Consider the following 20179-nt stretch of genomic DNA (forward strand, 5'->3'; position numbering starts at 1 on the left):
GCTATAATTTCGCCTTTCCAATCAGGCAGTTACCGAGCGCGCTGGCGCGTCCCGCAGTCACCTGCGGCGCCCGGCCCGGCGGCATCATTCCATGCAGATCGTCAACATTTCGGCTTACAAGTTCGTCACGCTCGAGGATATCGAGACCCTGCGCCCCGCCATGCGCGAGCGCTGCGAGGCGGCGGGACTGAAAGGCACGATCCTGCTGGCACCGGAAGGCATCAACATGTTCCTGGCCGGCACACGCGGGCAGATCGACGGCTTCATGGCGTGGCTGCACGCCGATGCGCGCTTCGCCGATATCGCCCCAAAGGAAAGCCTGTCGGAAAACCAGCCCTTCAAGCGCATGCTGGTGCGTGCCAAGAAGGAAATCATCACCATGAAGATGCCGCTGATCCGCCCGGAAGCCGGCCGAGCGCCGTCGGTGCGCCCGGTGGATCTCAAGCGCTGGCTCGACCAGGGCCATGACGACGAAGGCCGCCCGGTGGTGATGCTCGACACGCGCAACGATTTCGAAGTGGCAGTGGGCACGTTCGACGGTGCGGTCGAGTACAACATCTCGAAATTCAGCGAATTTCCGCCCGCCGTGGCCGAAAACAGGGCGGCGCTCGACGGCAAGACCGTGGTGTCGTTCTGCACGGGCGGCATCCGCTGCGAAAAGGCAGCCATTCACATGCAGGAAGTGGGCATCGAGCGCGTGTACCAGCTCGAAGGCGGCATCCTCAAGTATTTCGAGGAAGTCGGCGGCAGCCACTACCACGGCGACTGCTTCGTGTTCGACTACCGCACCGCGCTGAATCCGAACCTGGAGCCCGCCGGCCCGGTCCAGTGCTTTGCCTGCCGCGCCGTGGTGACGCCCGAGGAGCAGCAGCATCCGAAGTATGTCGTGGGCCAGTGCTGCCCGCACTGCGCCGACACGGCTGCCGCGGTTGCCGCGGCGTGATTGTCAGGCGGCCAGCAGATGGTAGAGGTTGCGTAGCATCCCGGCCGTCGCGCCCCAGATGAAGCGATGCCCGCCGCCCTCGCGCGGATACGGCATCGAATAGAACTGGCGCTCCCCGCCTTCCCAGCGCAGCATGCGGCGCTCGTGCCGAGCGGGGTCCATCAAAAACGCCAGCGGCACCTCGAAGATTTCGGCCACCTCGCCCGCATCGGGCTGCAGCGTGAAGCCGGTATGAACCAGGCCCACCACCGGGCTTACGTGGAAGCCCGTGCCGGTGATGTAGTCCGGCAACGATCCCAGTACCTCGATGAAATCACGCTTGAGGCCGATTTCCTCCTCGGTCTCGCGCAGGGCCGTGGCAATGCGGTCGGCATCGAAGGTTTCCTGACTGCCGCCCGGAAAGCTGATCTGCCCGGCATGCGCGGTCAGGTTGGCATTGCGCTGGGTCAGCAGCACCGTCAGGCCGTCGGGGTGCTCGACCAGGGGCACCAGTACCGAAGCTTGCCGCAGCCCGCGCGTGCGATCGTAGACGCGTGACTCGTCGGTCAGTTCAGGCTCCCACGCCGGGGGCGAGAGCAGCCGGTGCCGGATGAAATCGGGTTGCATGCGCGGCGCACTGAGCGGCGCGCGGCGGCTGTCGGTCTCGATAACCGGCAGCGCCTCGGGATCGAATTTGGGGCGCATAACGTCGTCAAGTATGACAGAACGTCAGAATGTTGCATTGCAGCATAATGTAGGGCGACGCCACCGGAAGTGCAAAAAGGACACCCGAGGGTGTCCTTCGCAATGCCGGATTGGCACCGGTCGCCCGGTGCCTGGCGCGGAAAAGCTTATTCCGCGGCGACGGCAGCGGCCTTGGCCTTCGTCACCAGCTTTTCCTTGATACGTGCCGACTTGCCCGAACGCTCGCGCAGGTAGTACAGCTTCGCGCGACGGACGTCACCGCGACGCTTCACTTCGATGCCGGCGATCAGCGGCGAGTACAGCTGGAACGTACGTTCCACGCCTTCACCCGACGAGATCTTGCGCACGATGAAGGAGCTGTTCAGACCACGGTTACGCTTGGCGATCACCACGCCTTCGTAAGCCTGCACGCGCTTGCGGTTACCTTCCACCACGTTCACGTTGACGATCACGGTGTCGCCAGGTGCGAATGCGGGGATGGTCTTGTTCGCGGTCAGACGCGCGATCTCTTCCTTCTCGATTTGCTCGATGAGGTTCATCGTTTTCTCCTTAACCATCTTACCGGCGTTAATACCCACATTCGGGGCCCCGGCAGAGGATGGGGTTTCACTTGGCGGGAGCGAACTCCTGCCCTGCTTTCGCCGCCAGGGTCGACAGGTACTTCTCGTCGGCCTTGGACAACAACCCTTGCGCGCGCGCCGCCACGATCAGATCGGGACGCTTGCGCGCGGTATTGGCCAGCGCCTGCTGGCGCCGCCATTTTTCAATCTCGGCATGATGGCCCCCGAGCAACACATCGGGCACCCGCACGCCTTCGTATTCTTCCGGCCGCGTGTAATGCGGACAGTCGAGCAGGCCGTTCACAAAGCTGTCCTGCACCGCCGACTGCGCATCGCCCAGCACGCCAGGCAGATGCCGCACCACCGCGTCGATCAGCGCCATCGCGGGCAGTTCGCCACCCGACAGCACGAAATCGCCGAGGCTGATTTCCTCGTCCACGCGACGGTCGATCAGGCGCTGATCGATCGCCTCGTACCGTCCGCACAGCAGCACCAGCCCCGGACGCTGCGCCAGTTCCATGACCTTGCCATGGCTCAGCGTCGCGCCTTGCGGCGACATCAGCACCACGTGCGGCCGTTCGACACCAGCGTCCGACTGCGCCGCGCTCGCGGCATCGATCGCATCTTCGAGCGGCTTGCCCAGCATCACCATGCCAGGCCCGCCGCCATAGGGGCGATCGTCGATCGTACGGTAATTGTCGACCGTGAAGTCGCGGGGATTCCAGGTGCGCAGCGCATAACGCTGCTGCTTCGCCGCCCGGCTGGTGATACCCCAGTCGGTCAGCGCGCGAAACATCTCGGGAAACAGCGTGATTACATCGAACTGCATCAGCGCCTCCCTCGACGGCAATTCAGGAACGTCAGTAGTCCAGCCCCCAGTCGACCACGATGCGCCGGGCCGACGTATCGACCGCGCGCAGGAATGCGTCGACAAACGGGATCAGCCGCTCAGCGGCCTTGCCGTCCGGCAGCTGGTACGCCACCTGTAGGATCTGGTGGGCGCCGTTGTCGATCAGCCCGGTCACGTCGCCGAGCGATTCGCCCTGCTCGTTGACCACGGCGCAACCGATCAGGTCGACCCAGTAAAACTCACCTTCTTCCGGCGCGGGAAAATCCGCACGCCGGATCCAGACGCGGCGGCCCTTGAGCATTTCCGCCACATTGCGATCCGAAACGCCGGTGGCTTGCGCCACCACGGTACCGCTATGTTCCCGCGACTGGGAAATCTTGACGCTGACCGCTTCCGCCGCCTCGGCAGGCGCCGTTACCACGCCGGCAGCCGGTGCACGCAGCAGCCACCAGCGGCGGGCATGCAGCAATGCGGAGGCGTCGTCCGCATGTGGCTGGACCTTGATCCAGCCCCGGATGCCGTATGCGGCGCCCACGTAGCCAACCTCGACGAGATCGTCGGGCAGGCTGTCCGTGAACAGCAGCGTGGCAGGCAGCTTTGCTGGCCGGCCGGCGGCACCACCTTGCGTGGCGGCAGTCGACAGGTTCAGCGGCTTGCGGCCGGTGGCGTTGCCAGTCACGTTGGCGGAGCGTCTTTACGCGTCAGCGCGCACCACATGCAGGTGCGCCTGAACAGCTATCAGGCAGCAGCCTTGACGGCGGCTTGCTTGACCAGGCGGGCAACGGTCGGCGACAGTTGGGCGCCAACGCCTTGCCAGTAGGCCAGACGGTCTTGCGCAACGCGCAGGCCTTCTTCCTTGTCGGAAGCCAGCGGGTTGTAGAAGCCAACGCGCTCGATGAAACGGCCATCGCGACGGTTGCGCGAATCGGTAGCAACGATGTTGAAGAACGGGCGCTTCTTGCTGCCGCCGCGAGCCAGACGGATTACGACCATGTTAATTCCTCGAAAAAACGGGGTGTGCGAACACGAAACGCAAGAGTATAGCCCACTTCCCGAGTCCAAACAAACACTTAGGGCTTTCCTGCACGATACCGCCCCTGCGGAGCGCAGTTGACGCAACACTTGCGGCATAGCATCGTGGCGAAAACCGCGAACCGGAGGTATGCCGTGAGCCCGAATCGACACTTTTCTGGCGCGAGGGGCCTGTGCCGGGCGATGGCCGTGCTCGCCCTTGGCATTTTCGCATGGAGCCAGCCTGCACAGGCTGCGCCGCCGATCAGCCATATCAAGCTGCCGCCCGGCTTCCGGATCGACGTATTGACTGACAAGGTGCCCGGTGCCCGCGGCATGGCGATGTCGCCGCAGGGCACCCTCTACGTTGGATCGCGCGGCGAGGGCAAGGTCTATGCGCTGGCATCGCCCCTGGCACCCGACCCGAAACCGCGTGTGATTGCCAGCGGACTCACCATGCCCGCCGGGGTGGCGTTCCGCGATGGCTCGCTTTTTGTGTCGTCCACATCACGTATCGTTCGCCTCGACGATATCGAGACACGACTCGATTCCCCGCCAAAGCCGGCGATAGTCAACGATACCTTTCCCACCGATACGCATCACGGCTGGAAGTTTATTGCCTTCGGGCCCGATGGTTATCTGTACGTACCGGTCGGCGCGCCCTGCAACATCTGCGCGCGCGACGAAAACCGCTACGCCAACATCATGAAGATGAAGCCCGATGGCTCCGATCTGCAGGTCGTGGCGAAGGGCGTGCGCAACACGGTGGGATTTGCCTGGCATCCGGCCTCGCACGAACTCTGGTTCACCGACAACGGCCCGACTGGCTCGGCGACGACCAGCCCGATGACGAACTGAATCGGCTGACGCAGCCGGGCCAGCATTTCGGATTTCCCTATTGCCATGCCGGCGACATCGCCGATCCCGAGTTCGGCAAGCAGCGCCCCTGCTCGACCTTCGTGCCGCCCGTGGCCAAGCTGGGCGCGCACGTTGCGGCGCTGGGCATGCGGTTCTATACGGGCACCCAGTTTCCGGCCGAATACCGCCAGAACAACATCTTCATCGCCGAACACGGCAGCTGGAATCGCTCCGAACGCAGCGGCTATCGCATCGTGCGCGTCGTGGTGGACGATAAAGGCCGAGCCGTGCGCCAGGAAGTGTTTGCCGAAGGATGGCTGCACAACGGCATTCCGTGGGGCCGCCCGGTCGATGTCCAGGTCGCGCCCGATGGTTCCTTGTTGGTCAGCGACGACATGGCCGATGCCATCTACCGCATCCGCTATGCGCCCTGAAACAGGCCTCTAATCGCCGCCAGGCGAGGCCCGGCGCGGGGTCCCGGCGGACGCGCCAAACGTGGCAAAAATGACGAAACAATCCGTTACACCAGTAACGGGTTTCGCCTAGGCCATCACAGCCTCGCTGCGTACCATGAATCCAACGCCTGACTCATCACCTGCTACAGGACATTGGGATTCCGCATGCTTACCCGCCCCCACCTGCGCCATCTGGTGGCTGGTACCGTGGCCGTCATCGGCCTGGTTGGCACAGTTGCCACCAGCCACGCACAAGTTGCCTTCTGGCAGCGCGCCTTCGCCGAGCAGCCGGTGCGTATGGGCCGTGTGGGCGCCGGCTGGGACGTTGCCAGCGTTCGCGCGGAAAACCGCGACCACGTACAGGCCCAGATCGACCGGATGGAACAGCGCGCCCGTAACGACGACCGCCTGAGCGGCCGGCCGCCCGGCCCTGGCGGCCAGACCGATGAACGGTCCGCACGCCAGGCTGGCGGTGCCGATCGCAACAGCGGTGGCGATGCTTCGATGCGCGGCACCGAGATGCGCCCCGCCCATGTCGGTCCCGGCTGGCAGGCGCGCGGCCGCGACGGCGGACGCTGACGCACTTTCCCGCAAGCCCATCCCCCAGGCCGGAACTTCCGGCCTTTTTTCATGGTCAGTCTTGATGTGCGTGCCAGAAAACGCCGCACAGGCTGCCGCCCGGCGCTGTCCGGGGACGTCCAGCGTGCCGTTGTTGCGCAGACGGCAATCAAATTGACCTGCCTCTGCCCGGCACCCACTGTCCGGGCCCCGGAGGCTGGGCGCGGCCTCCACAAGAACGATCTGTCGAGGTTCATCATGTACCCCCTACTTCACGACCTGGCCCGACACGCGGGCCAGTTGTCATTGTCGCTGCTGTTCATGCTGATGCTGACCGTGGTGCTGTACAGCGAAACGCATATCTCCAAAATGGTGGCCGGCGCGCTGGCATCGATCTGGCCGTCCTGACGCTACAATGGGCGCCGATGCCGCCGGCATCGAAGGGATTTTCCGTTCGCCCAGCCTCGCCTACGATGCCTGCCGCCAGCCAAGCCCCCGCCATTGCCCGTGAACCCGCCAGCCCACCCACAACGCGTGGCGGAAAATCCAAATTGATCACCGTCGCGCTGGCCTTCCTGCTTGGCAGCCTCGGGGCGCATCGCTTTTATCTGAAGGGCCTGCGTGACCCGTTCGGCTGGACCCATCTGCTGGCCACGACGGCGGGTGCCATCGGCGTCGCATCGATGATTGTGGGCACGGGAAGTCCGGTTCTGAACTGGATCTTTGCCGTGGCGGGTGGCGTATCGGTCATCAGCGCATTCCTGACCGCCATCGTGTTCGGGCTGCGGCCCGACGACAAATGGGATGCCCGCTATAACGCGCACGGCACGCCCACGCGCTCGGGCTGGCCGGTGGTAATTCTCGTCATCCTGTCACTGATGATTGGCACGGGCCTGCTGATGGCCGGGCTGGCGATCAGCTTCCAGACCTTCTTCGAATCGCAGGTCGAGGCCGCCAAGGCGCTGTCACAGGAATAACGCCCCGCCGCGGCATCCGTCCGGCAATGCCCTTCGATCCGCTCGACATCGCCGTGTTGTCCATGGATGGCATTGACCGATCGCAAGCCCGCTCGCAATAAGCCTGTCGATAACTCGTAAAACGACCATACTGCTTAGGTCCAAATGACAGGCGGCACTGCACCGCTGCAGCGCTGCGAAGGAGACGCTGATGGAACATCCCAGTTACGAGGAAGGACGCCTGGCCGCGATTGCGGTGCGCCTGGCCATGTCGTCGGGCTTGCCGCCCACCAGTGCCAGGGCGGCACTGGAACTTGCCTGCCGCATGATCGACGACAGCCTGGATGCACCGGCCACTGCACGCAAGGAAACTCAGAAGAGCGAGCCTTGCCTGTCTTCGCCGCCGCACGGCCGCGTGGAGCGCGTCGGTCTGGGCGGTGGCCTGAACCGCGACGTGTCCAGCTCGAAGCGGTTATAGCGAAACCCGAGCCGATCCGCGGCCTTGTAGAACCGTTGCCGGATCAGATCGGCCCAGATTCCCGTGCCGCGCATGCGCGAAGCGAAATCGGCGTCGTAATCCTTGCCGCCGCGCATGTCGCGTACGCGGTTCATGACCCGCTCGGCACGGTCGGGAAAATGCGCCTGCAGCCATTCCTGGAACAGCGGGCGCACTTCCCACGGCAAACGCAACACGATGTAGTTCGCGTAGACCGCCCCCGCGTCATGCGCGGCTTCCAGAATTCTTTCCAGATCGGGCTCCGTGATGAACGGGATGACCGGCGCCACACTCACGCCCACCGGAATGCCGGCATCGGTCAGTGCGCGGATCGTCCGCAGCCGGCGCGACGGCGTGGCGGCGCGGGGCTCCAGCGTGCGCGCCAGCCCGGCATCCAGGGTGGTGATGGTTACGGCCGCCACCGCCAGCCGCTGCCCAGCCATCGGCGCCAGCAGGTCGATGTCGCGTTCGATCAGCGATGACTTCGTGATCAGCGCCACCGGGTGATCGGTCTCATGCAGCACTTCCAGAACCCCGCGCGTGATGCGCTGCTCGCGCTCGATCGGCTGGTAGGCATCGGTGTTCACGCCCAACGCAATCGTCTCGCAGCGATACGAGGGCCGGGACAATTCGTCACGCAGGCGCTCCGCGGCATTGGCCTTGGCGTACAGCTTCGTCTCGAAATCGAGCCCCGGCGACAGGTCCAGGTAGGCGTGCGTCGGGCGCGCAAAACAGTAAATGCAGCCGTGTTCACAGCCGCGATACGGATTCAGTGACGTATCGAACGGGATATCGGGCGATGCATTGCGCGAGAGGATCGATCTGGCCTGCTCGCGCGTCACCTGCGTAACCAGTCTGGGCGGCAGCGCCGCGTCTGGACCCGTCCCATCGCCGGCTGTGGATTCCTCGGGCGCCAGCCAGCCATCGTCGAACGCCTCGCGCTGATCTCGCTCGAAGCGTCCCTGCAGGTTGCTGACAGCGCCGCGGCCCTTTCGGGGCGGCATGGGAATCGGAGGCATGGGCGGGTCTGGGGGCGATGAAATACTGTATGAATATACAGTATCGATGACCGGGACCCAAGCGCGATTTCAGGCCGTGCCGGATACGCTGCTTTCCTTGGCGTCCACCGCAATCGCCAGCGTTTCCTTGATTTCTTCCATCACGACGTAGCTCTTCGACTGCGCGGCGCCGGGCAGTTGCAGCAGGATGTCGCCCAGCAGCCGGCGGTACTCGCCAATCTCGCGGATGCGTGCCTTGATCAGGTAATCGAAATCGCCGGACACCAGATGGCACTCCAGCACTTCGGGGATGCGCAGCACCTCGCGCCGGAACTGCTCGAACATGTTGCCCGACTTGTTGTTCAGCGATATCTCGACGAACACCAGCAGCGCGCTGCCCAGCAGGGCCGGATTCAGCCGCGCGTAGTAGCCCATGATGACGCCGTCGCGCTCCAGCCGCTTTACGCGCTCGATGCAGGGCGTGATCGTCAGTCCCACGGCCTCCGCCAGGTCTTTCATCGATATCCGGCCATCGCCCTGCAGCACCCCGAGGATCTTGCGATCCAGGCGGTCCAGGGAGCGGATCGGCTGGCGGCTCGTTCTCATGAATCTTTCCTGTTTTTTTAAGAAATTCGCGAACTAAGACTGCTTCGAAGTCAATAGTATAGAAGCGAATTCTTCTATAGCCTTACTTGGCAGTACGGAGCCCCCGAAAATGCGCGTTCTTGTTCTTGGCAGTGGCGTGATTGGCGTCACCAGTGCGTGGTACCTGGCCCGTGCCGGTCACGAAGTGACCGTGGTGGACCGCGAAGGCGGCCCGGCACTTGGCACCAGCTTTGCCAATGCCGGCCAGATCTCGCCGGGCTATGCGTCGCCATGGGCCGCTCCGGGCGTGCCGCTGAAGGCGATCAAGTGGATGTTCCAGGAACATGCGCCGCTGACCATCAAGCCTGATGGCTCGCTGTTCCAGTTGCAGTGGATGTGGCAGATGCTGCAGAACTGCACGGCCGACCGCTATGCCGTGAACAAGGAACGCATGGTGCGCCTGGCCGAGTACAGCCGTGACTGCATCCGCACGCTGCGCGCCGAGACCGGCATTGCCTACGAAGGCCGCCAGCAGGGCACGCTGCAGGTGTTCCGCACCGATGCGCAGATGGAAGCCGCCGCGCGCGACATCGCCGTGCTTGAAGAAGCGGGCGTGCCCTACGAATTGCTCTCGCGCGACGAACTCGGCGCGAGCGAACCGGCCCTTGCCGCCGCTGGCCAAAAGCTGGCGGGCGGCTTGCGCCTGCCGAACGATGAAACCGGGGACTGCCAGCTGTTTACCGAACGGCTGGCAGCCATGGCTGCATCGATCGGCGTGCAGTTCCAGTACAACCGGTCGATCGACGGCCTGCTGACCCAGGGCGACGCCGTGACCGGCGCCATCGTCGGCGGCGAGCCGATGCTGGCCGATGCCGTGGTGGTGGCACTGGGCAGCTGGTCCACGCCGTTCGTGAAGCCGGTGCTGCCGGGCCTCTCGAATCTGCCGGTCTATCCGCTCAAGGGCTTCTCGATCACGGTGCCGCTGCTCGATGCCGACAAGAGCCCGGTGTCGACGGTGCTCGACGAAACGTACAAGGTGGCGATTACGCGCTTCGACGACCGTATCCGCGTGGGCGGCATGGCACAGATCGTCGGCTACGACCGCTCGCTCGATCCGAACAAGCGCCGCACGCTCGAACACGTGGTGACCGACCTGTTCCCGGGTGCCGGCGATGTGAGCCGTGCCACGTTCTGGACCGGCCTGCGTCCGATGACGCCGGACGGCACGCCCGTGGTGGGCCCTGCGGGCATTCGCGGCCTGTGGCTCAACACCGGCCACGGCACGCTGGGCTGGACCATGGCTTGCGGCTCGGGCAAGTTGCTGTCCGACCTGGTATCGGGCACGCGCCCGGCGATTCGCGCCGACGACCTGTCGGTGGATCGCTATCGCAAGCCGACGCGCACGCACCATGTGCCCCGTCCGGTGGCGGCCTGATTTCCTGGGCTGCAGAGACAGGAAGGGCGACCCGCGGGTCGCCCTTTTCGTATTGCTACGATGGCGTGACGCGCGTCAGAACTGGTCGGCCGTCATGGCCTTGATCGGCTCCGCGCCTTCCACGATGGCCGCGCGCAGCGACGAGGCCTGCGACAGGATGTGCTGGCCGAAGAAGTACGCGGTGGCGATCTTGGCGTCGTAGAACGCCGGATCTTCCTCACGCTTCGCATCGGCCGCCAGCATGGCGCGGCCCAGTTGCCAGCCCGACAGCACGATGCCGCAGAGCTTCAGGTAAGGCACGCTGCCGGCAAACACCGCGTTCGGGTCGCCCTTGGTATTTTCCACCACGAATTGCACCACGGCTTCCAGCGCCTCGCGGCCCAGCTTCAGCTGCGCCTGCACGGCCTTGAACGACGCGCCGCCATGCTTGCCCAGTTCGGCTTCGGTTTCGGCGATCTTCGCGCAGAGTGCACGCGCCACGGCGCCGCCGTCGCGCACGGTCTTGCGACCGACCAGGTCGTTGGCCTGGATGGCCGTCGTGCCTTCGTAGATCGTCAGGATGCGGGCGTCGCGATAGTGCTGCGCCGCGCCCGTTTCCTCGATGAAGCCCATGCCGCCGTGGACCTGCACGCCCAGGCTCGTCACGTCGATCGACAGCTCGGTACTCCAGCCCTTCACCACCGGCACCAGGAACTCGTAGAGCGCCATGTTCTCGCGGCGCACGGCTTCATCGGGATGCTGGTGGGCGATGTCGCTGGCGGCGGCGGCCACGTAGGCCACGGCGCGGGCGCCTTCGATCAGCGCGCGCATCGTCATCAGCATGCGCTTGACGTCAGGATGATGGATGATCGTCACCGCCTCGCGCGCCGATCCATCCACCGGCCGGCTCTGCACGCGATCCTTCGCGTACGCCACGGCCTGCTGGTAGGCGCGCTCGGAAATCGCAATGCCCTGCATCCCTACCGCGAAGCGCGCCGAGTTCATCATGATGAACATGTACTCGAGGCCGCGGTTCTCCTCGCCCACCAGCGTGCCGATGGCACCGCCATGGTCGCCGAACTGCAGCACGGCCGTGGGGCTGGCCTTGATGCCGAGCTTGTGCTCGATCGACACGCACTGCACGTCGTTGCGCTCGCCCAGCGAACCATCGGCGTTCACCTTGAACTTCGGCACGATGAACAGCGAGATGCCCTTCACGCCTTCAGGCGCGGTCGGCGTGCGCGCCAGCACCAGGTGGACGATGTTGTCCGCCATGTCGTGCTCGCCATACGTGATGAAGATCTTGGTGCCGAAGATCCTGAACGTGCCATCGCCCTGCGGCTCGGCGCGCGTGCGCACCGCGGCCAGGTCCGACCCGGCCTGCGGCTCGGTCAGGTTCATCGTGCCCGTCCACTCGCCCGAGATCAGCTTGGGCAGGAAAGTGGCCTTCTGTTCATCGCTCCCGGCTGTCAGCAGTGCCTCGATGGCGCCGTCGGTCAGCAGCGGGCACAGCGCGAACGACAGGTTCGCACTGTTCAGCATTTCGATGCACGGCGTGGCCACCAGCTTGGGCAGGCCCTGGCCTTCGAACTCGGCCGGATGCAGCACGCCCTGCCAGCCGCCTTCGCCAAACTGGCGGAACGCGTCCTTGAAGCCGGCCGTGGTGGTGACCACGCCATCCTTCCAGCTGCTGGGGTTGAGGTCGCCCGGACGGTTCAGCGGCGCCACCACCTGTTCGTTGAACTTGGCGGCTTCTTCGAGCACGGCCTGCGCCGTATCGGGGGTTGCCTCTTCATAGCCGGGCAACTGGCTGATCTGTTCAAGCCCTGCCAGTTCGTTCATGACGAACTGCATGTCCTTGAGTGGTGCGCGATAGGTCATCGTATGTCTCCACGATCCTGCAAAAAAGCCGCTCGCGGGAAGCTACCCGGAACGGCTTTATAGTAGTTCTGCTTGCGGCCGGTTCAATGCGATGTCGAACCGGCCGGTCGGGCTTTGTCAGCCCAGTGCTGCCACCAGCTCGGGCACCACGGTGTTCAGGTCGCCCACCAGGCCGTAGTCCGCCACCGAGAAGATCGGAGCTTCCGCGTCCTTGTTGATCGCGACGATCACCTTGGAGTCCTTCATGCCGGCCAGATGCTGGATCGCGCCCGAGATACCGACGGCGATGTACAGCTGCGGGGCCACGATCTTGCCGGTCTGGCCCACCTGGTAGTCGTTCGGCACGAAGCCGGCATCGACTGCGGCACGCGATGCACCCAGCGCGGCGCCGAGCTTGTCGGCCAGCGGCGTCAGCACCTTGGTGTAGTTCTCGCCCGAACCCACGCCACGGCCACCGGAGACGATGATCTTGGCGGCGGTCAGTTCCGGACGGTCGCTCTTGGTCACTTCACGCGACACGAATTGCGAGATGCCCGCGTCGGCCACGGCCGGCAGCGTTTCCACCGCAGCCGAGCCACCCTCGGCGGCGGCCGGGTCGAATGCCGTGCCACGCACCGTGATCACCTTGATCTTGTCTGCCGACTTGACCGTGGCGATGGCGTTGCCGGCGTAGATCGGACGCTCGAACGTATCGGGCGAATCCACCTTGGTGATGTCCGACAGTTGTGCAACGTCCAGCTTGGCTGCCACGCGCGGCAGGATGTTCTTGCCCGAAGCCGTCGCCGGGGCGACGATGTGCGAGTAGTCGCTGGCGATGGCCAGGATCTGCTCGCCCACGTTTTCGGCCAGGCCGTCGGCAAAGTACGGTGCGTCGGCCAGCAGGACCTTCGCCACGCCAGCGATCTTCGCGGCGGCGTCGGCGGCAGCTTTGGCGTTGGAACCGGCCACCAGCACGTGGACGTCGCCGCCGCACTGGGCGGCAGCCGTCACGGCGTTCAGCGTGGCGGCCTTGATCGATTGATTGTCGTGTTCAGCAATGACAAGTGCAGTCATGTTCTTTTCTCCCCCGCGCTCAGATAACCTTGGCTTCCGACTTCAGCTTTTGCACCAGCGTGGCAACGTCCGGCACCATCACGCCGGCGCTGCGCTTGGCAGGCTCGACAACCTTGACGGTCTGCAGGCGCGGCTTCACATCGACGCCGAGGTCTTCCGGCTTCACGGTATCCAGCGGCTTCTTCTTCGCCTTCATGATGTTCGGCAGCGTCACGTAGCGCGGCTCGTTCAGGCGCAGGTCGGTGGTCACCACGGCCGGCAGCTTGACCGACAGCGTTTCCAGACCGCCATCCACTTCACGCGTCACCGAAGCCTTGCCGTCGGCCACCACCACCTTCGAGGCAAACGTGGCTTGCGGCAGGCCGGCCAGCGCGGCCACCATCTGGCCGGTCTGGTTCGAGTCATCGTCGATGGCCTGCTTGCCCAGGATCACCAGGCTCGGCTGTTCCTTGTCGATCAGTGCCTTCAGCAGCTTGGCCACGGCCAGCGGCTGCAGGTCTTCGTTCGACTCCACCAGGATGCCGCGGTCCGCGCCAATGGCCATCGCGGTACGCAGGGTTTCCTGGCACTGGGCCACGCCGCACGACACGGCGATTACCTCGGTGACGACGCCGGCTTCCTTCAGGCGCACGGCCTCTTCGACGGCGATTTCGTCGAACGGGTTCATGCTCATCTTGACGTTGGCCAGGTCAACGCCCGAGCCATCCGACTTCACGCGGACCTTGACGTTGTAGTCCACCACCCGCTTGACTGCGACGAGTACTTTCATGCGCTCACTCCACTGATAGCTGATAGTTCCAAAGTTTTTGAATCGCTCGCCATTATAACCACCGGGGTGGCGACTCTCTTGTTTTTCGAACGATCGTACTATTTTATAGACAAAGAATTGCCGGGCATAGCCGGCAATCCAAAAAATTCATCCCGATTGTGCCGCAGGATGCCCTGCGGGCCCATAGTTTGGATGAAAACTTCCAGAAATTACCAAGCGGTAATCACGGATTCCTTAAAAGTGCTTTGCACGTACTGCTTGATCTCGGGCGAGTGGTAAGCCTTCACCAGCTTCGCCACCCAGGGCTTGTCCTTGTCGGCGGCACGGATGGCGATCAGGTTGGCGTACGGACCCTTGGGGCCTTCCATCGCAATGGCGTCACGCGTAGGCGACAGACCGGCCGACTCGGCATAGTTGCCGTTGATGGCAGCGGCGTCCAGGTCGTCGAGCGAACGCGGCAGTTGGGCGGCGTCCAGTTCCACGATCTTGATCTTCTTCGGGTTCTCGACGATGTCCAGCGGTGTGGCTTTCAGGCCGGCGTCCGGGCGCAGCTTGATCAGACCCTTGGCCTGCAGCAACAGCAGACCGCGGCCACCGTTGGTGGGATCGTTCGGCACACCCACGCGGGCGCCCTGCCTGATCTGGTCGAGCGACTTGATCTTCTTCGAGTAGACGCCCATCGGGAACGTCACCGTGAAGGCGACATGCGTGAACTTGTAGCCGCGATCCTTGATCTGGGCTTCCAGGTACGGCAGATGCTGGTAGCTGTTGGCGTCGAGATCGCCGGCGGCCAGCGCCGCGTTGGGCTGGATATAGTCGCTGAATTCCACCACCTGGATGTTCAGGCCGTCCTTGGCCGCCACCTTCTTGACCTGCTCCATGATCTGCGCGTGCGGGCCACCCGTGACGCCGATCTTGATCGGCTTGTCCTGCGCGAACGCACCAGCCGACACCACCACACCCAGCGCGACGATGGCGCTCTTGATCATACTACGACGTTGCATTTGCGATTTACCCCTGAGTTTCCCTGCTTATGAATGGTTGTGAATCAACGATGGCTGATCCGGCGAACCAGCCAGTCGCCAAAGCTCTGCACGGCCTGGACGAACACGATCAGGATCAGCACCACGGCCACCATGATCTCGGTGATGTACCGCTGGTAGCCGTAGCGGATGCCCAGGTCGCCGAGCCCGCCGCCGCCGATGGCGCCAGCCATGGCCGAATAGCCAACCAGGCTCACGAACGTGATCGTCAAACCCGCCACGATGCCGGGCATGGCCTCGGGCAGCAGCACCTTCCAGACAATTTGGCCCGTGGTGGCGCCCATCGATTGCGCGGCCTCCACCAGACCCTTGTCTACCTCGCGCAGGGCGGCTTCCACCAGGCGCGCGATGAACGGCACGGCGGCGATGGTCAGCGGCACGATGGCCGCCGTGGTGCCGATCGACGAGCCGACGATAAAGCGCGTGAACGGGATCACCACCACCAGCAGGATGATGAACGGGATCGAGCGCACCGCGTTCACGACCACGCCAATCGTGCGGTTGAACAGCGGATGCGACAGCACGCCGCCGCGATTGGTCAGGTGCAGCAGCACGCCCAGCGGCACGCCCAGCAGCGAACCGACCACGCCCGAGATCGCCACCATCAGCAAGGTCTCGCCGAACGACGACAGGAACAGGTCAAACATTTCAGACCACATGTTCGATCTCCTCCACGACCACGCCCTGCGTCTGCAGATAGTCCATCGCCGCGCGCACCGCGGCAGGTTCGCCCGTGGCCATGATCGCCAGCGAGCCAAATGCCTGGCCCTGGATCTCGTCGATATGGCCATGCAGGATGTTGAAGTCCAGACCGTGCTGGCGAATGGCCTGTGCCAGCACCGGCTGGTCCACGTTCTCGCCGGTGAATGCCAGGCGGTAGACGTGGTCGCGGCCATTGCCGAGACGGCTTTCCACACGCTTGAGCACACTGGCCGGCAGTTCCTGCGCAATTACGTCGCCGATCATCGCGCGGGTCACCTCGTGCCGCGGACGCAGGAACACGTCGATCACGCGGCCCGATTCCACGACCTGCCCGGCTTCGAGCACCGCCACGCGGTCGCAGACCTGCTTGATGACCTCCATCTGGTGCGTGATCATGACAATGGTCAGGCCCAGTTCCTTGTTGATCTGCTTGAGCAGTTCCAGGATCGAGCGCGTGGTTTCCGGATCGAGCGCCGACGTGGCTTCGTCCGACAGCAGCACCTTGGGCTTGCTGGCGAGCGCCCGGGCAATGCCCACACGCTGCTTCTGTCCGCCGCTGATCTGCGCCGGATAACGGTCCCGCAGCTTCGACAGGCCGACCAGTTCCAGCAACGGCTCGACGGTCGCGGCGATCTCCTGCTTCGACTTGCCCGCCAGTTCGAGCGGCAGCGCCACGTTGTCATACACGGTGCGCGACGACAGCAGGTTGAAGTGCTGGAAGATCATGCCGATCTCGCGACGGGCCTCGCGCAGCGCGCCGTTGTTCAGCGCGGTGAGGTCCTGGCCGTCGACGATCATGCGGCCGCTGGACGGCCGGTTCAGCAGGTTGATGGCACGCACCAGCGTGCTCTTGCCGGCGCCGCTTCGGCCGATGATGCCGAAGATCTCGCCGGCGGCGATGGAGAGGCTGACATCGCGCAGGGCATGCACTTCCCCCGACCCGCCGGGGAACCGCTGCGAGAGTCCTTGCAGTTCGATCATGAAGAGAGAAAAGAAAACGGCAACAGCGCGGGGTCTCCTGCGGTGTTGCCGGTCTTATTTTTATGGAGCCCGCATTTTATGCGATCCGCTTCATACCTCAAACGAGATTTTTTCGATGGCTTTATGCGCTCACGTCATATAGAACGCTTTTGTGAATCGCATAAGTCATATTCAGGCTTCCATCAGCACCTTGAGATGGGCAAAGACGCTACGCGCCAGCGCGCTGAGGTTATAGCCGCCTTCCAGACAACTGACGATGCGACCCTGGGCGTGGGTCTTGGCCACCTGCACCAGTTGCTCGGTGATCCAGCTGTAGTCCTGCTCGACCAGCCCCATCTGGCCCAGGTCGTCCTCCCGGTGCGCGTCGAAGCCCGCCGAGATGAAGATCATCTCGGGCTTGAATTCGTTCAGACGCGGCAGCCAGATGGTTTCCACCACCTCGCGCACGGCCATACCATTCGTGTACGCCGGCAGCGGAATATTCGACATGTTCGTCGCCAGGTGCTCCGTGCCGCTGTACGGATAGAACGGATGCTGGAAGAAGCTGCACATCATGACCTGCGGGTCGTCGCGAAAGGCCGCTTCGGTGCCGTTGCCGTGATGGACGTCGAAATCGACTACCGCCACACGCTGCAGGCCATGGGCCGCGATGGCGTGCCGGGCCGCAATGGCCACGTTGTTGAAGAAACAGAAACCCATCGCATGGTCGGGCTCGGCGTGATGGCCGGGCGGACGCACGCAGCAGAATGCGTTTTCGAGCTGGCCCGCGATCACCGCGTCGGTGGCGGCCACGGCTGCACCGGCCGCATGGGTGGCGGCGGTGAGGGTGTGACAGTTCATCGACGTGTCGGGGTCGATCGGGTAGTAGCCGGTCGACGGGCTGTTGGCGCTCAGGCTGGCAACATACTCGTGCCGATGCACGCGCTCGATCTGCTGCGCGGTGGCGGCCGGGGCATCGCGCCGGTCGAGCAGGCCGTCCATCCCATGCGAAATCAGGTGGTCTTCGATGGCCTGCAGACGTTCCGGGCATTCGGGATGGAAAAATCCCATCTCGTGCTGCAGGAACGACGGATGCGTGTAATAACCCGTTGGCATTTTGGATTGTGGGTCAAGTTTGTCTCCAGCCGTTACGTTAGCACAGGACGTGCCCGGACTTGCGACGCCGGAACTTCGTAACCATCGCCCCGGAACGGGGCGTCGCGTGTATCGCATCCGCTATACTCGGTGCGACTTGCAAAGGACATCATGACCGACCAACAGCGTTCCTTGCGCCGCCCGCTATTGGGCGCCGCACTCACCGCTGCCGCATTGGGCCTGTGCGGCGTTTCTCCAGGGCTCCTGGCCGCCGGCCGTCGCCGCGTGAGTGTCCGGGAAGAGGAAATCGAACCGGGCCGCTATCAGAACCATCCGAAGACGCGGGCGTTCATCGACGAGATGGTGGCGCGCAACGGCTTTCAGCGTGCCGAACTGGAGTCGTATTTCAGCCAGGCCATGTATTCGGCCACGGTCTCGCGGCTGATCATGCCGCCGACCACGCCGGGCAAGAAGAGCTGGCGTGCGTACCGGTCGCGCTTTATCGAACCGATCCGCATCAATGCCGGTGTCCGCTTCTGGCAGCAGAACCGTGACGCGCTGCGCCGCGCGGAGGCCGAGTTCGGCGTGCCGGCATCGGTCATCGTCGGCATCATCGGCGTGGAGACGATCTACGGCCGCGACATGGGCACATTCCGCGTGCTGGACTCGCTGTCCACCCTGGCGTTCGACTACCCCGACACGCCCAATCGCGACGCCCGCACGACGCTGTTCCGCAACCAGCTGGCCGATTACCTGGTCTGGTGCCGCGACACCAGGACGGACGTGTTCTCGGTCCTGGGCTCATACGCCGGCGCCGTGGGCATTCCGCAATTCATGCCGACCAGCCTGCGCGAATACGCCGTCGACTACGACGGCGACGGCCATGTCGATCTGCGCAACAGCCCCACTGACGCCATCGGCAGCGTTGGCCGCTTCCTGCAACTGCATGGCTGGGAGCAGGGCCGCCCCGTGGTCTGGCGGATTGCCGGCGACGCCGGCAGCCTTGGCGTCGCCACGGCAGCGGCCGACGGCGAACCCTGGCCGACGCGCACCCTGAACCAGCTGACCAAGGCCGGGCTGCGCGTGGACGAACCGATCGACGTGCAGCGCGAAGGCGAAACAGGCGTCTTGGTCGTCGATCTGCCCACGCCGGAGCAGCCGACCGAGTACATGATCGGCCTGCGCAACTTCTATGTCCTGACGCGCTACAACCGCAGCTTCTTCTACGCGCTCGCGGTGTATCAGCTGGGCGAGGCGGTCAAGGCAGCGATGGGATGAACTGACTCGCCCGCCAATAAAGAAAAGCCCCGCGGCGATGCCGGCGGGGCTTTTTATTGGGTGGCGCCTGGGAACCAGGCGCTGCAATCAGGCAGGAAAGACGCCCGTCGACAGGTAGCGGTCGCCACGATCGCACACCACGAAAACGATCGTCGCATTCTCCACTTCCTCGGCGATGCGCAGCGCCACGCATAGCGCGCCAGCGGCCGAGATGCCGCAGAATATGCCTTCCTCGCGCGCCATGCGGCGTGCCATGTGCTCGGCATCGGCCTGGGTGACAGGCTCCTGGCGATCAATGAACTTCGGATCGTAGATCTTCGGCAGGTAGGCTTCGGGCCACTTGCGGATACCCGGGATACGCGAGCCTTCAGCGGGCTGAGCGCCGATGATCTGGATGGCGGGGTTCTTTTCCTTGAGGAAGCGCGACACCCCTGTGATGGTGCCGGTCGTACCCATTGCCGAGACGAAGTGGGTAATCCGGCCCTCGGTGTCCTGCCAGAGTTCCGGCCCCGTGGACTCGTAGTGTGCCAGCGGATTGTCCGGGTTGGCGAACTGGTCCAGGATCACGCCCTTGCCCTCGCGCTCCATGGCATCGGCCAGGTCGCGCGCATATTCCATGCCGCCCTTGACCGGGGTCAGGATGATTTCCGCGCCATAGGCCGCCATGCTCTGGCGACGCTCCAGGCTCAGGTCCTCTGGCATGATCAGCACCATGCGATAGCCGCGAATGGCGGCCGCCATGGCCAGTGCGATGCCTGTGTTACCCGAGGTGGCTTCGATCAGCGTGTCGCCAGGCTTGATCCGGCCGCGCTCTTCTGCACGGCGGATCATCGACAGCGCGGGGCGGTCCTTGACCGAGCCGGCGGGGTTGTTACCCTCGAGCTTGCCAAGGATCACGTTGCCGCGCGCTTCGATGGCGGCGCCGGGAATGCGCTGCAGTCGTACCAGCGGCGTGTTGCCGATGGTGTCTTCAATCGTTTTGTAGGCCATGGTGCGGGGAGGTCGGTTTTCGTCGGCCATTGTAATGCAC

General features: G+C 64.3%; 21 protein-coding genes and 1 pseudogene. 7 read left to right on the forward strand and 15 right to left on the reverse strand.

All coding sequences use genetic code 11. The features are described from left to right. The first annotated feature begins 91 nt into the window (after positions 1–91). Positions 92–943, forward strand: a complete 852-nt coding sequence (locus BLQ58_RS04015) for a sulfurtransferase (protein ID WP_092594817.1) — start codon at positions 92–94, stop codon at positions 941–943. 3 nt (positions 944–946) lie between these two features. On the opposite strand, the gene BLQ58_RS04020 is transcribed toward BLQ58_RS04015, so the two are convergent. The 5 genes from BLQ58_RS04020 to rpsP form a co-directional block, all read right to left on the reverse strand. Then, the gene (locus tag BLQ58_RS04020; protein WP_092594819.1) at positions 947–1627 is read right to left on the reverse strand and encodes a CoA pyrophosphatase; all 681 of its coding nucleotides are present in this window, start codon (positions 1625–1627) and stop codon (positions 947–949) included. Between the two features lie 146 nt (positions 1628–1773). Further along, complete coding sequence (gene rplS, locus BLQ58_RS04025) at positions 1774–2166, reverse strand: 50S ribosomal protein L19 (RefSeq protein ID WP_092594821.1); 393 nt, start codon at positions 2164–2166, stop codon at positions 1774–1776. A 67-nt stretch (positions 2167–2233) separates the two neighbouring features. After that, positions 2234–3016: a tRNA (guanosine(37)-N1)-methyltransferase TrmD gene (gene trmD, locus BLQ58_RS04030; RefSeq protein WP_092594822.1), complete on the reverse strand. Its 783-nt coding sequence runs from the start codon at positions 3014–3016 to the stop codon at positions 2234–2236. A 31-nt stretch (positions 3017–3047) separates the two neighbouring features. Further along, positions 3048–3716 carry a ribosome maturation factor RimM gene (gene rimM, locus BLQ58_RS04035; RefSeq protein ID WP_092594824.1) on the reverse strand — a complete coding sequence of 223 codons (669 nt, stop codon included), beginning with the start codon at positions 3714–3716 and terminating at the stop codon, positions 3048–3050. Between the two features lie 59 nt (positions 3717–3775). After that, positions 3776–4030, reverse strand: a complete 255-nt coding sequence (rpsP, locus tag BLQ58_RS04040; protein WP_092594826.1) for a 30S ribosomal protein S16 — start codon at positions 4028–4030, stop codon at positions 3776–3778. 222 nt (positions 4031–4252) lie between these two features. Between rpsP and BLQ58_RS04045 the strand changes: the two are divergent. From BLQ58_RS04045 to BLQ58_RS04055, 4 genes and pseudogenes are all read left to right on the forward strand, one after another. Further along, positions 4253–5340: pseudogene (locus BLQ58_RS04045) on the forward strand (sorbosone dehydrogenase family protein). 186 nt (positions 5341–5526) lie between these two features. Next, positions 5527–5940 carry a hypothetical protein gene (locus tag BLQ58_RS04050; RefSeq protein WP_092594828.1) on the forward strand — a complete coding sequence of 138 codons (414 nt, stop codon included), beginning with the start codon at positions 5527–5529 and terminating at the stop codon, positions 5938–5940. A 237-nt stretch (positions 5941–6177) separates the two neighbouring features. After that, positions 6178–6327 carry a hypothetical protein gene (locus tag BLQ58_RS29040; protein ID WP_175459832.1) on the forward strand — a complete coding sequence of 50 codons (150 nt, stop codon included), beginning with the start codon at positions 6178–6180 and terminating at the stop codon, positions 6325–6327. 65 nt (positions 6328–6392) lie between these two features. Beyond that, a complete protein-coding gene (locus BLQ58_RS04055) occupies positions 6393–6896 on the forward strand; it encodes a TM2 domain-containing protein (RefSeq protein WP_092594830.1) in 504 nt (167 codons plus the stop codon). A 351-nt stretch (positions 6897–7247) separates the two neighbouring features. Here the strand turns inward: BLQ58_RS04055 and BLQ58_RS04060 are convergent, their stop codons facing one another. Further along, a complete protein-coding gene (locus BLQ58_RS04060) occupies positions 7248–8390 on the reverse strand; it encodes a PA0069 family radical SAM protein (RefSeq protein ID WP_092594832.1) in 1143 nt (380 codons plus the stop codon). Positions 8391–8459: 69 nt separating this feature from the next. Next, positions 8460–8975 (reverse strand): Lrp/AsnC ligand binding domain-containing protein, encoded by a 516-nt coding sequence (locus BLQ58_RS04065; protein WP_092594834.1) that lies wholly within the window; start codon positions 8973–8975, stop codon positions 8460–8462. A gap of 109 nt (positions 8976–9084) precedes the next feature. On the opposite strand from BLQ58_RS04065, the gene BLQ58_RS04070 reads away from it, so the two are divergent. After that, on the forward strand, positions 9085–10389 hold the full coding sequence (locus BLQ58_RS04070) for a D-amino acid dehydrogenase (RefSeq protein WP_092594836.1): 1305 nt from the start codon (positions 9085–9087) through the stop codon (positions 10387–10389). 75 nt (positions 10390–10464) lie between these two features. On the opposite strand, the gene BLQ58_RS04075 is transcribed toward BLQ58_RS04070, so the two are convergent. From BLQ58_RS04075 to BLQ58_RS04105, 7 genes are all read right to left on the reverse strand, one after another. Beyond that, entirely contained in the window at positions 10465–12249 is a 1785-nt protein-coding gene (locus BLQ58_RS04075; RefSeq protein WP_092594838.1) for an acyl-CoA dehydrogenase, read from the reverse strand. Positions 12250–12366: 117 nt separating this feature from the next. Beyond that, on the reverse strand, positions 12367–13302 hold the full coding sequence (locus tag BLQ58_RS04080; RefSeq protein WP_092594840.1) for an electron transfer flavoprotein subunit alpha/FixB family protein: 936 nt from the start codon (positions 13300–13302) through the stop codon (positions 12367–12369). 19 nt (positions 13303–13321) lie between these two features. Next, complete coding sequence (locus BLQ58_RS04085) at positions 13322–14071, reverse strand: electron transfer flavoprotein subunit beta/FixA family protein (RefSeq protein ID WP_092594842.1); 750 nt, start codon at positions 14069–14071, stop codon at positions 13322–13324. Between the two features lie 209 nt (positions 14072–14280). Beyond that, complete coding sequence (locus tag BLQ58_RS04090) at positions 14281–15075, reverse strand: MetQ/NlpA family ABC transporter substrate-binding protein (RefSeq protein WP_092594844.1); 795 nt, start codon at positions 15073–15075, stop codon at positions 14281–14283. Positions 15076–15119: 44 nt separating this feature from the next. Continuing rightward, on the reverse strand, positions 15120–15773 hold the full coding sequence (locus BLQ58_RS04095) for a methionine ABC transporter permease (protein WP_092594846.1): 654 nt from the start codon (positions 15771–15773) through the stop codon (positions 15120–15122). Next, positions 15763–16797, reverse strand: a complete 1035-nt coding sequence (locus BLQ58_RS04100; protein WP_092594848.1) for a methionine ABC transporter ATP-binding protein — start codon at positions 16795–16797, stop codon at positions 15763–15765. Before BLQ58_RS04100 ends, BLQ58_RS04095 begins: the two co-directional genes overlap by 11 nt. Before the next feature lie 171 nt (positions 16798–16968). Next, complete coding sequence (locus tag BLQ58_RS04105; RefSeq protein WP_092594850.1) at positions 16969–17892, reverse strand: histone deacetylase family protein; 924 nt, start codon at positions 17890–17892, stop codon at positions 16969–16971. A 150-nt stretch (positions 17893–18042) separates the two neighbouring features. Here BLQ58_RS04105 and mltB point away from each other — a divergent pair, with 150 nt between their 5' ends. After that, the gene (gene mltB / locus BLQ58_RS04110; protein WP_092594852.1) at positions 18043–19149 is read left to right on the forward strand and encodes a lytic murein transglycosylase B; all 1107 of its coding nucleotides are present in this window, start codon (positions 18043–18045) and stop codon (positions 19147–19149) included. 87 nt (positions 19150–19236) lie between these two features. On the opposite strand, the gene cysM is transcribed toward mltB, so the two are convergent. Then, positions 19237–20139, reverse strand: coding sequence for a cysteine synthase CysM (cysM, locus tag BLQ58_RS04115; protein ID WP_092594854.1), 903 nt, complete (start codon positions 20137–20139; stop codon positions 19237–19239). Between the last annotated feature and the right edge of the window lie 40 nt (positions 20140–20179).

This window comes from Ralstonia sp. 25mfcol4.1 (genome assembly GCF_900104095.1).
Lineage (GTDB): Bacteria > Pseudomonadota > Gammaproteobacteria > Burkholderiales > Burkholderiaceae > Cupriavidus.

Bases quoted from the DNA above. Each gene is read 5' to 3' on its own strand.
- BLQ58_RS04015 (WP_092594817.1), top strand. From the start codon at position 92: ATGCAGATCGTCAACATTTCGGCTTACAAGTTCGTCACGCTCGAGGAT.
- BLQ58_RS04020 (WP_092594819.1), bottom strand. From the start codon at position 1,627: ATGCGCCCCAAATTCGATCCCGAGGCGCTGCCGGTTATCGAGACCGAC.
- rplS (WP_092594821.1), bottom strand. From the start codon at position 2,166: ATGAACCTCATCGAGCAAATCGAGAAGGAAGAGATCGCGCGTCTGACC.
- trmD (WP_092594822.1), bottom strand. From the start codon at position 3,016: ATGCAGTTCGATGTAATCACGCTGTTTCCCGAGATGTTTCGCGCGCTG.
- rpsP (WP_092594826.1), bottom strand. From the start codon at position 4,030: ATGGTCGTAATCCGTCTGGCTCGCGGCGGCAGCAAGAAGCGCCCGTTC.
- BLQ58_RS04050 (WP_092594828.1), top strand. From the start codon at position 5,527: ATGCTTACCCGCCCCCACCTGCGCCATCTGGTGGCTGGTACCGTGGCC.
- BLQ58_RS29040 (WP_175459832.1), top strand. From the start codon at position 6,178: ATGTACCCCCTACTTCACGACCTGGCCCGACACGCGGGCCAGTTGTCA.
- BLQ58_RS04055 (WP_092594830.1), top strand. From the start codon at position 6,393: ATGCCTGCCGCCAGCCAAGCCCCCGCCATTGCCCGTGAACCCGCCAGC.
- BLQ58_RS04060 (WP_092594832.1), bottom strand. From the start codon at position 8,390: ATGCCTCCGATTCCCATGCCGCCCCGAAAGGGCCGCGGCGCTGTCAGC.
- BLQ58_RS04065 (WP_092594834.1), bottom strand. From the start codon at position 8,975: ATGAGAACGAGCCGCCAGCCGATCCGCTCCCTGGACCGCCTGGATCGC.
- BLQ58_RS04070 (WP_092594836.1), top strand. From the start codon at position 9,085: ATGCGCGTTCTTGTTCTTGGCAGTGGCGTGATTGGCGTCACCAGTGCG.
- BLQ58_RS04075 (WP_092594838.1), bottom strand. From the start codon at position 12,249: ATGACCTATCGCGCACCACTCAAGGACATGCAGTTCGTCATGAACGAA.
- BLQ58_RS04080 (WP_092594840.1), bottom strand. From the start codon at position 13,302: ATGACTGCACTTGTCATTGCTGAACACGACAATCAATCGATCAAGGCC.
- BLQ58_RS04085 (WP_092594842.1), bottom strand. From the start codon at position 14,071: ATGAAAGTACTCGTCGCAGTCAAGCGGGTGGTGGACTACAACGTCAAG.
- BLQ58_RS04090 (WP_092594844.1), bottom strand. From the start codon at position 15,075: ATGCAACGTCGTAGTATGATCAAGAGCGCCATCGTCGCGCTGGGTGTG.
- BLQ58_RS04095 (WP_092594846.1), bottom strand. From the start codon at position 15,773: ATGTGGTCTGAAATGTTTGACCTGTTCCTGTCGTCGTTCGGCGAGACC.
- BLQ58_RS04100 (WP_092594848.1), bottom strand. From the start codon at position 16,797: ATGATCGAACTGCAAGGACTCTCGCAGCGGTTCCCCGGCGGGTCGGGG.
- BLQ58_RS04105 (WP_092594850.1), bottom strand. From the start codon at position 17,892: ATGCCAACGGGTTATTACACGCATCCGTCGTTCCTGCAGCACGAGATG.
- mltB (WP_092594852.1), top strand. From the start codon at position 18,043: ATGACCGACCAACAGCGTTCCTTGCGCCGCCCGCTATTGGGCGCCGCA.
- cysM (WP_092594854.1), bottom strand. From the start codon at position 20,139: ATGGCCTACAAAACGATTGAAGACACCATCGGCAACACGCCGCTGGTA.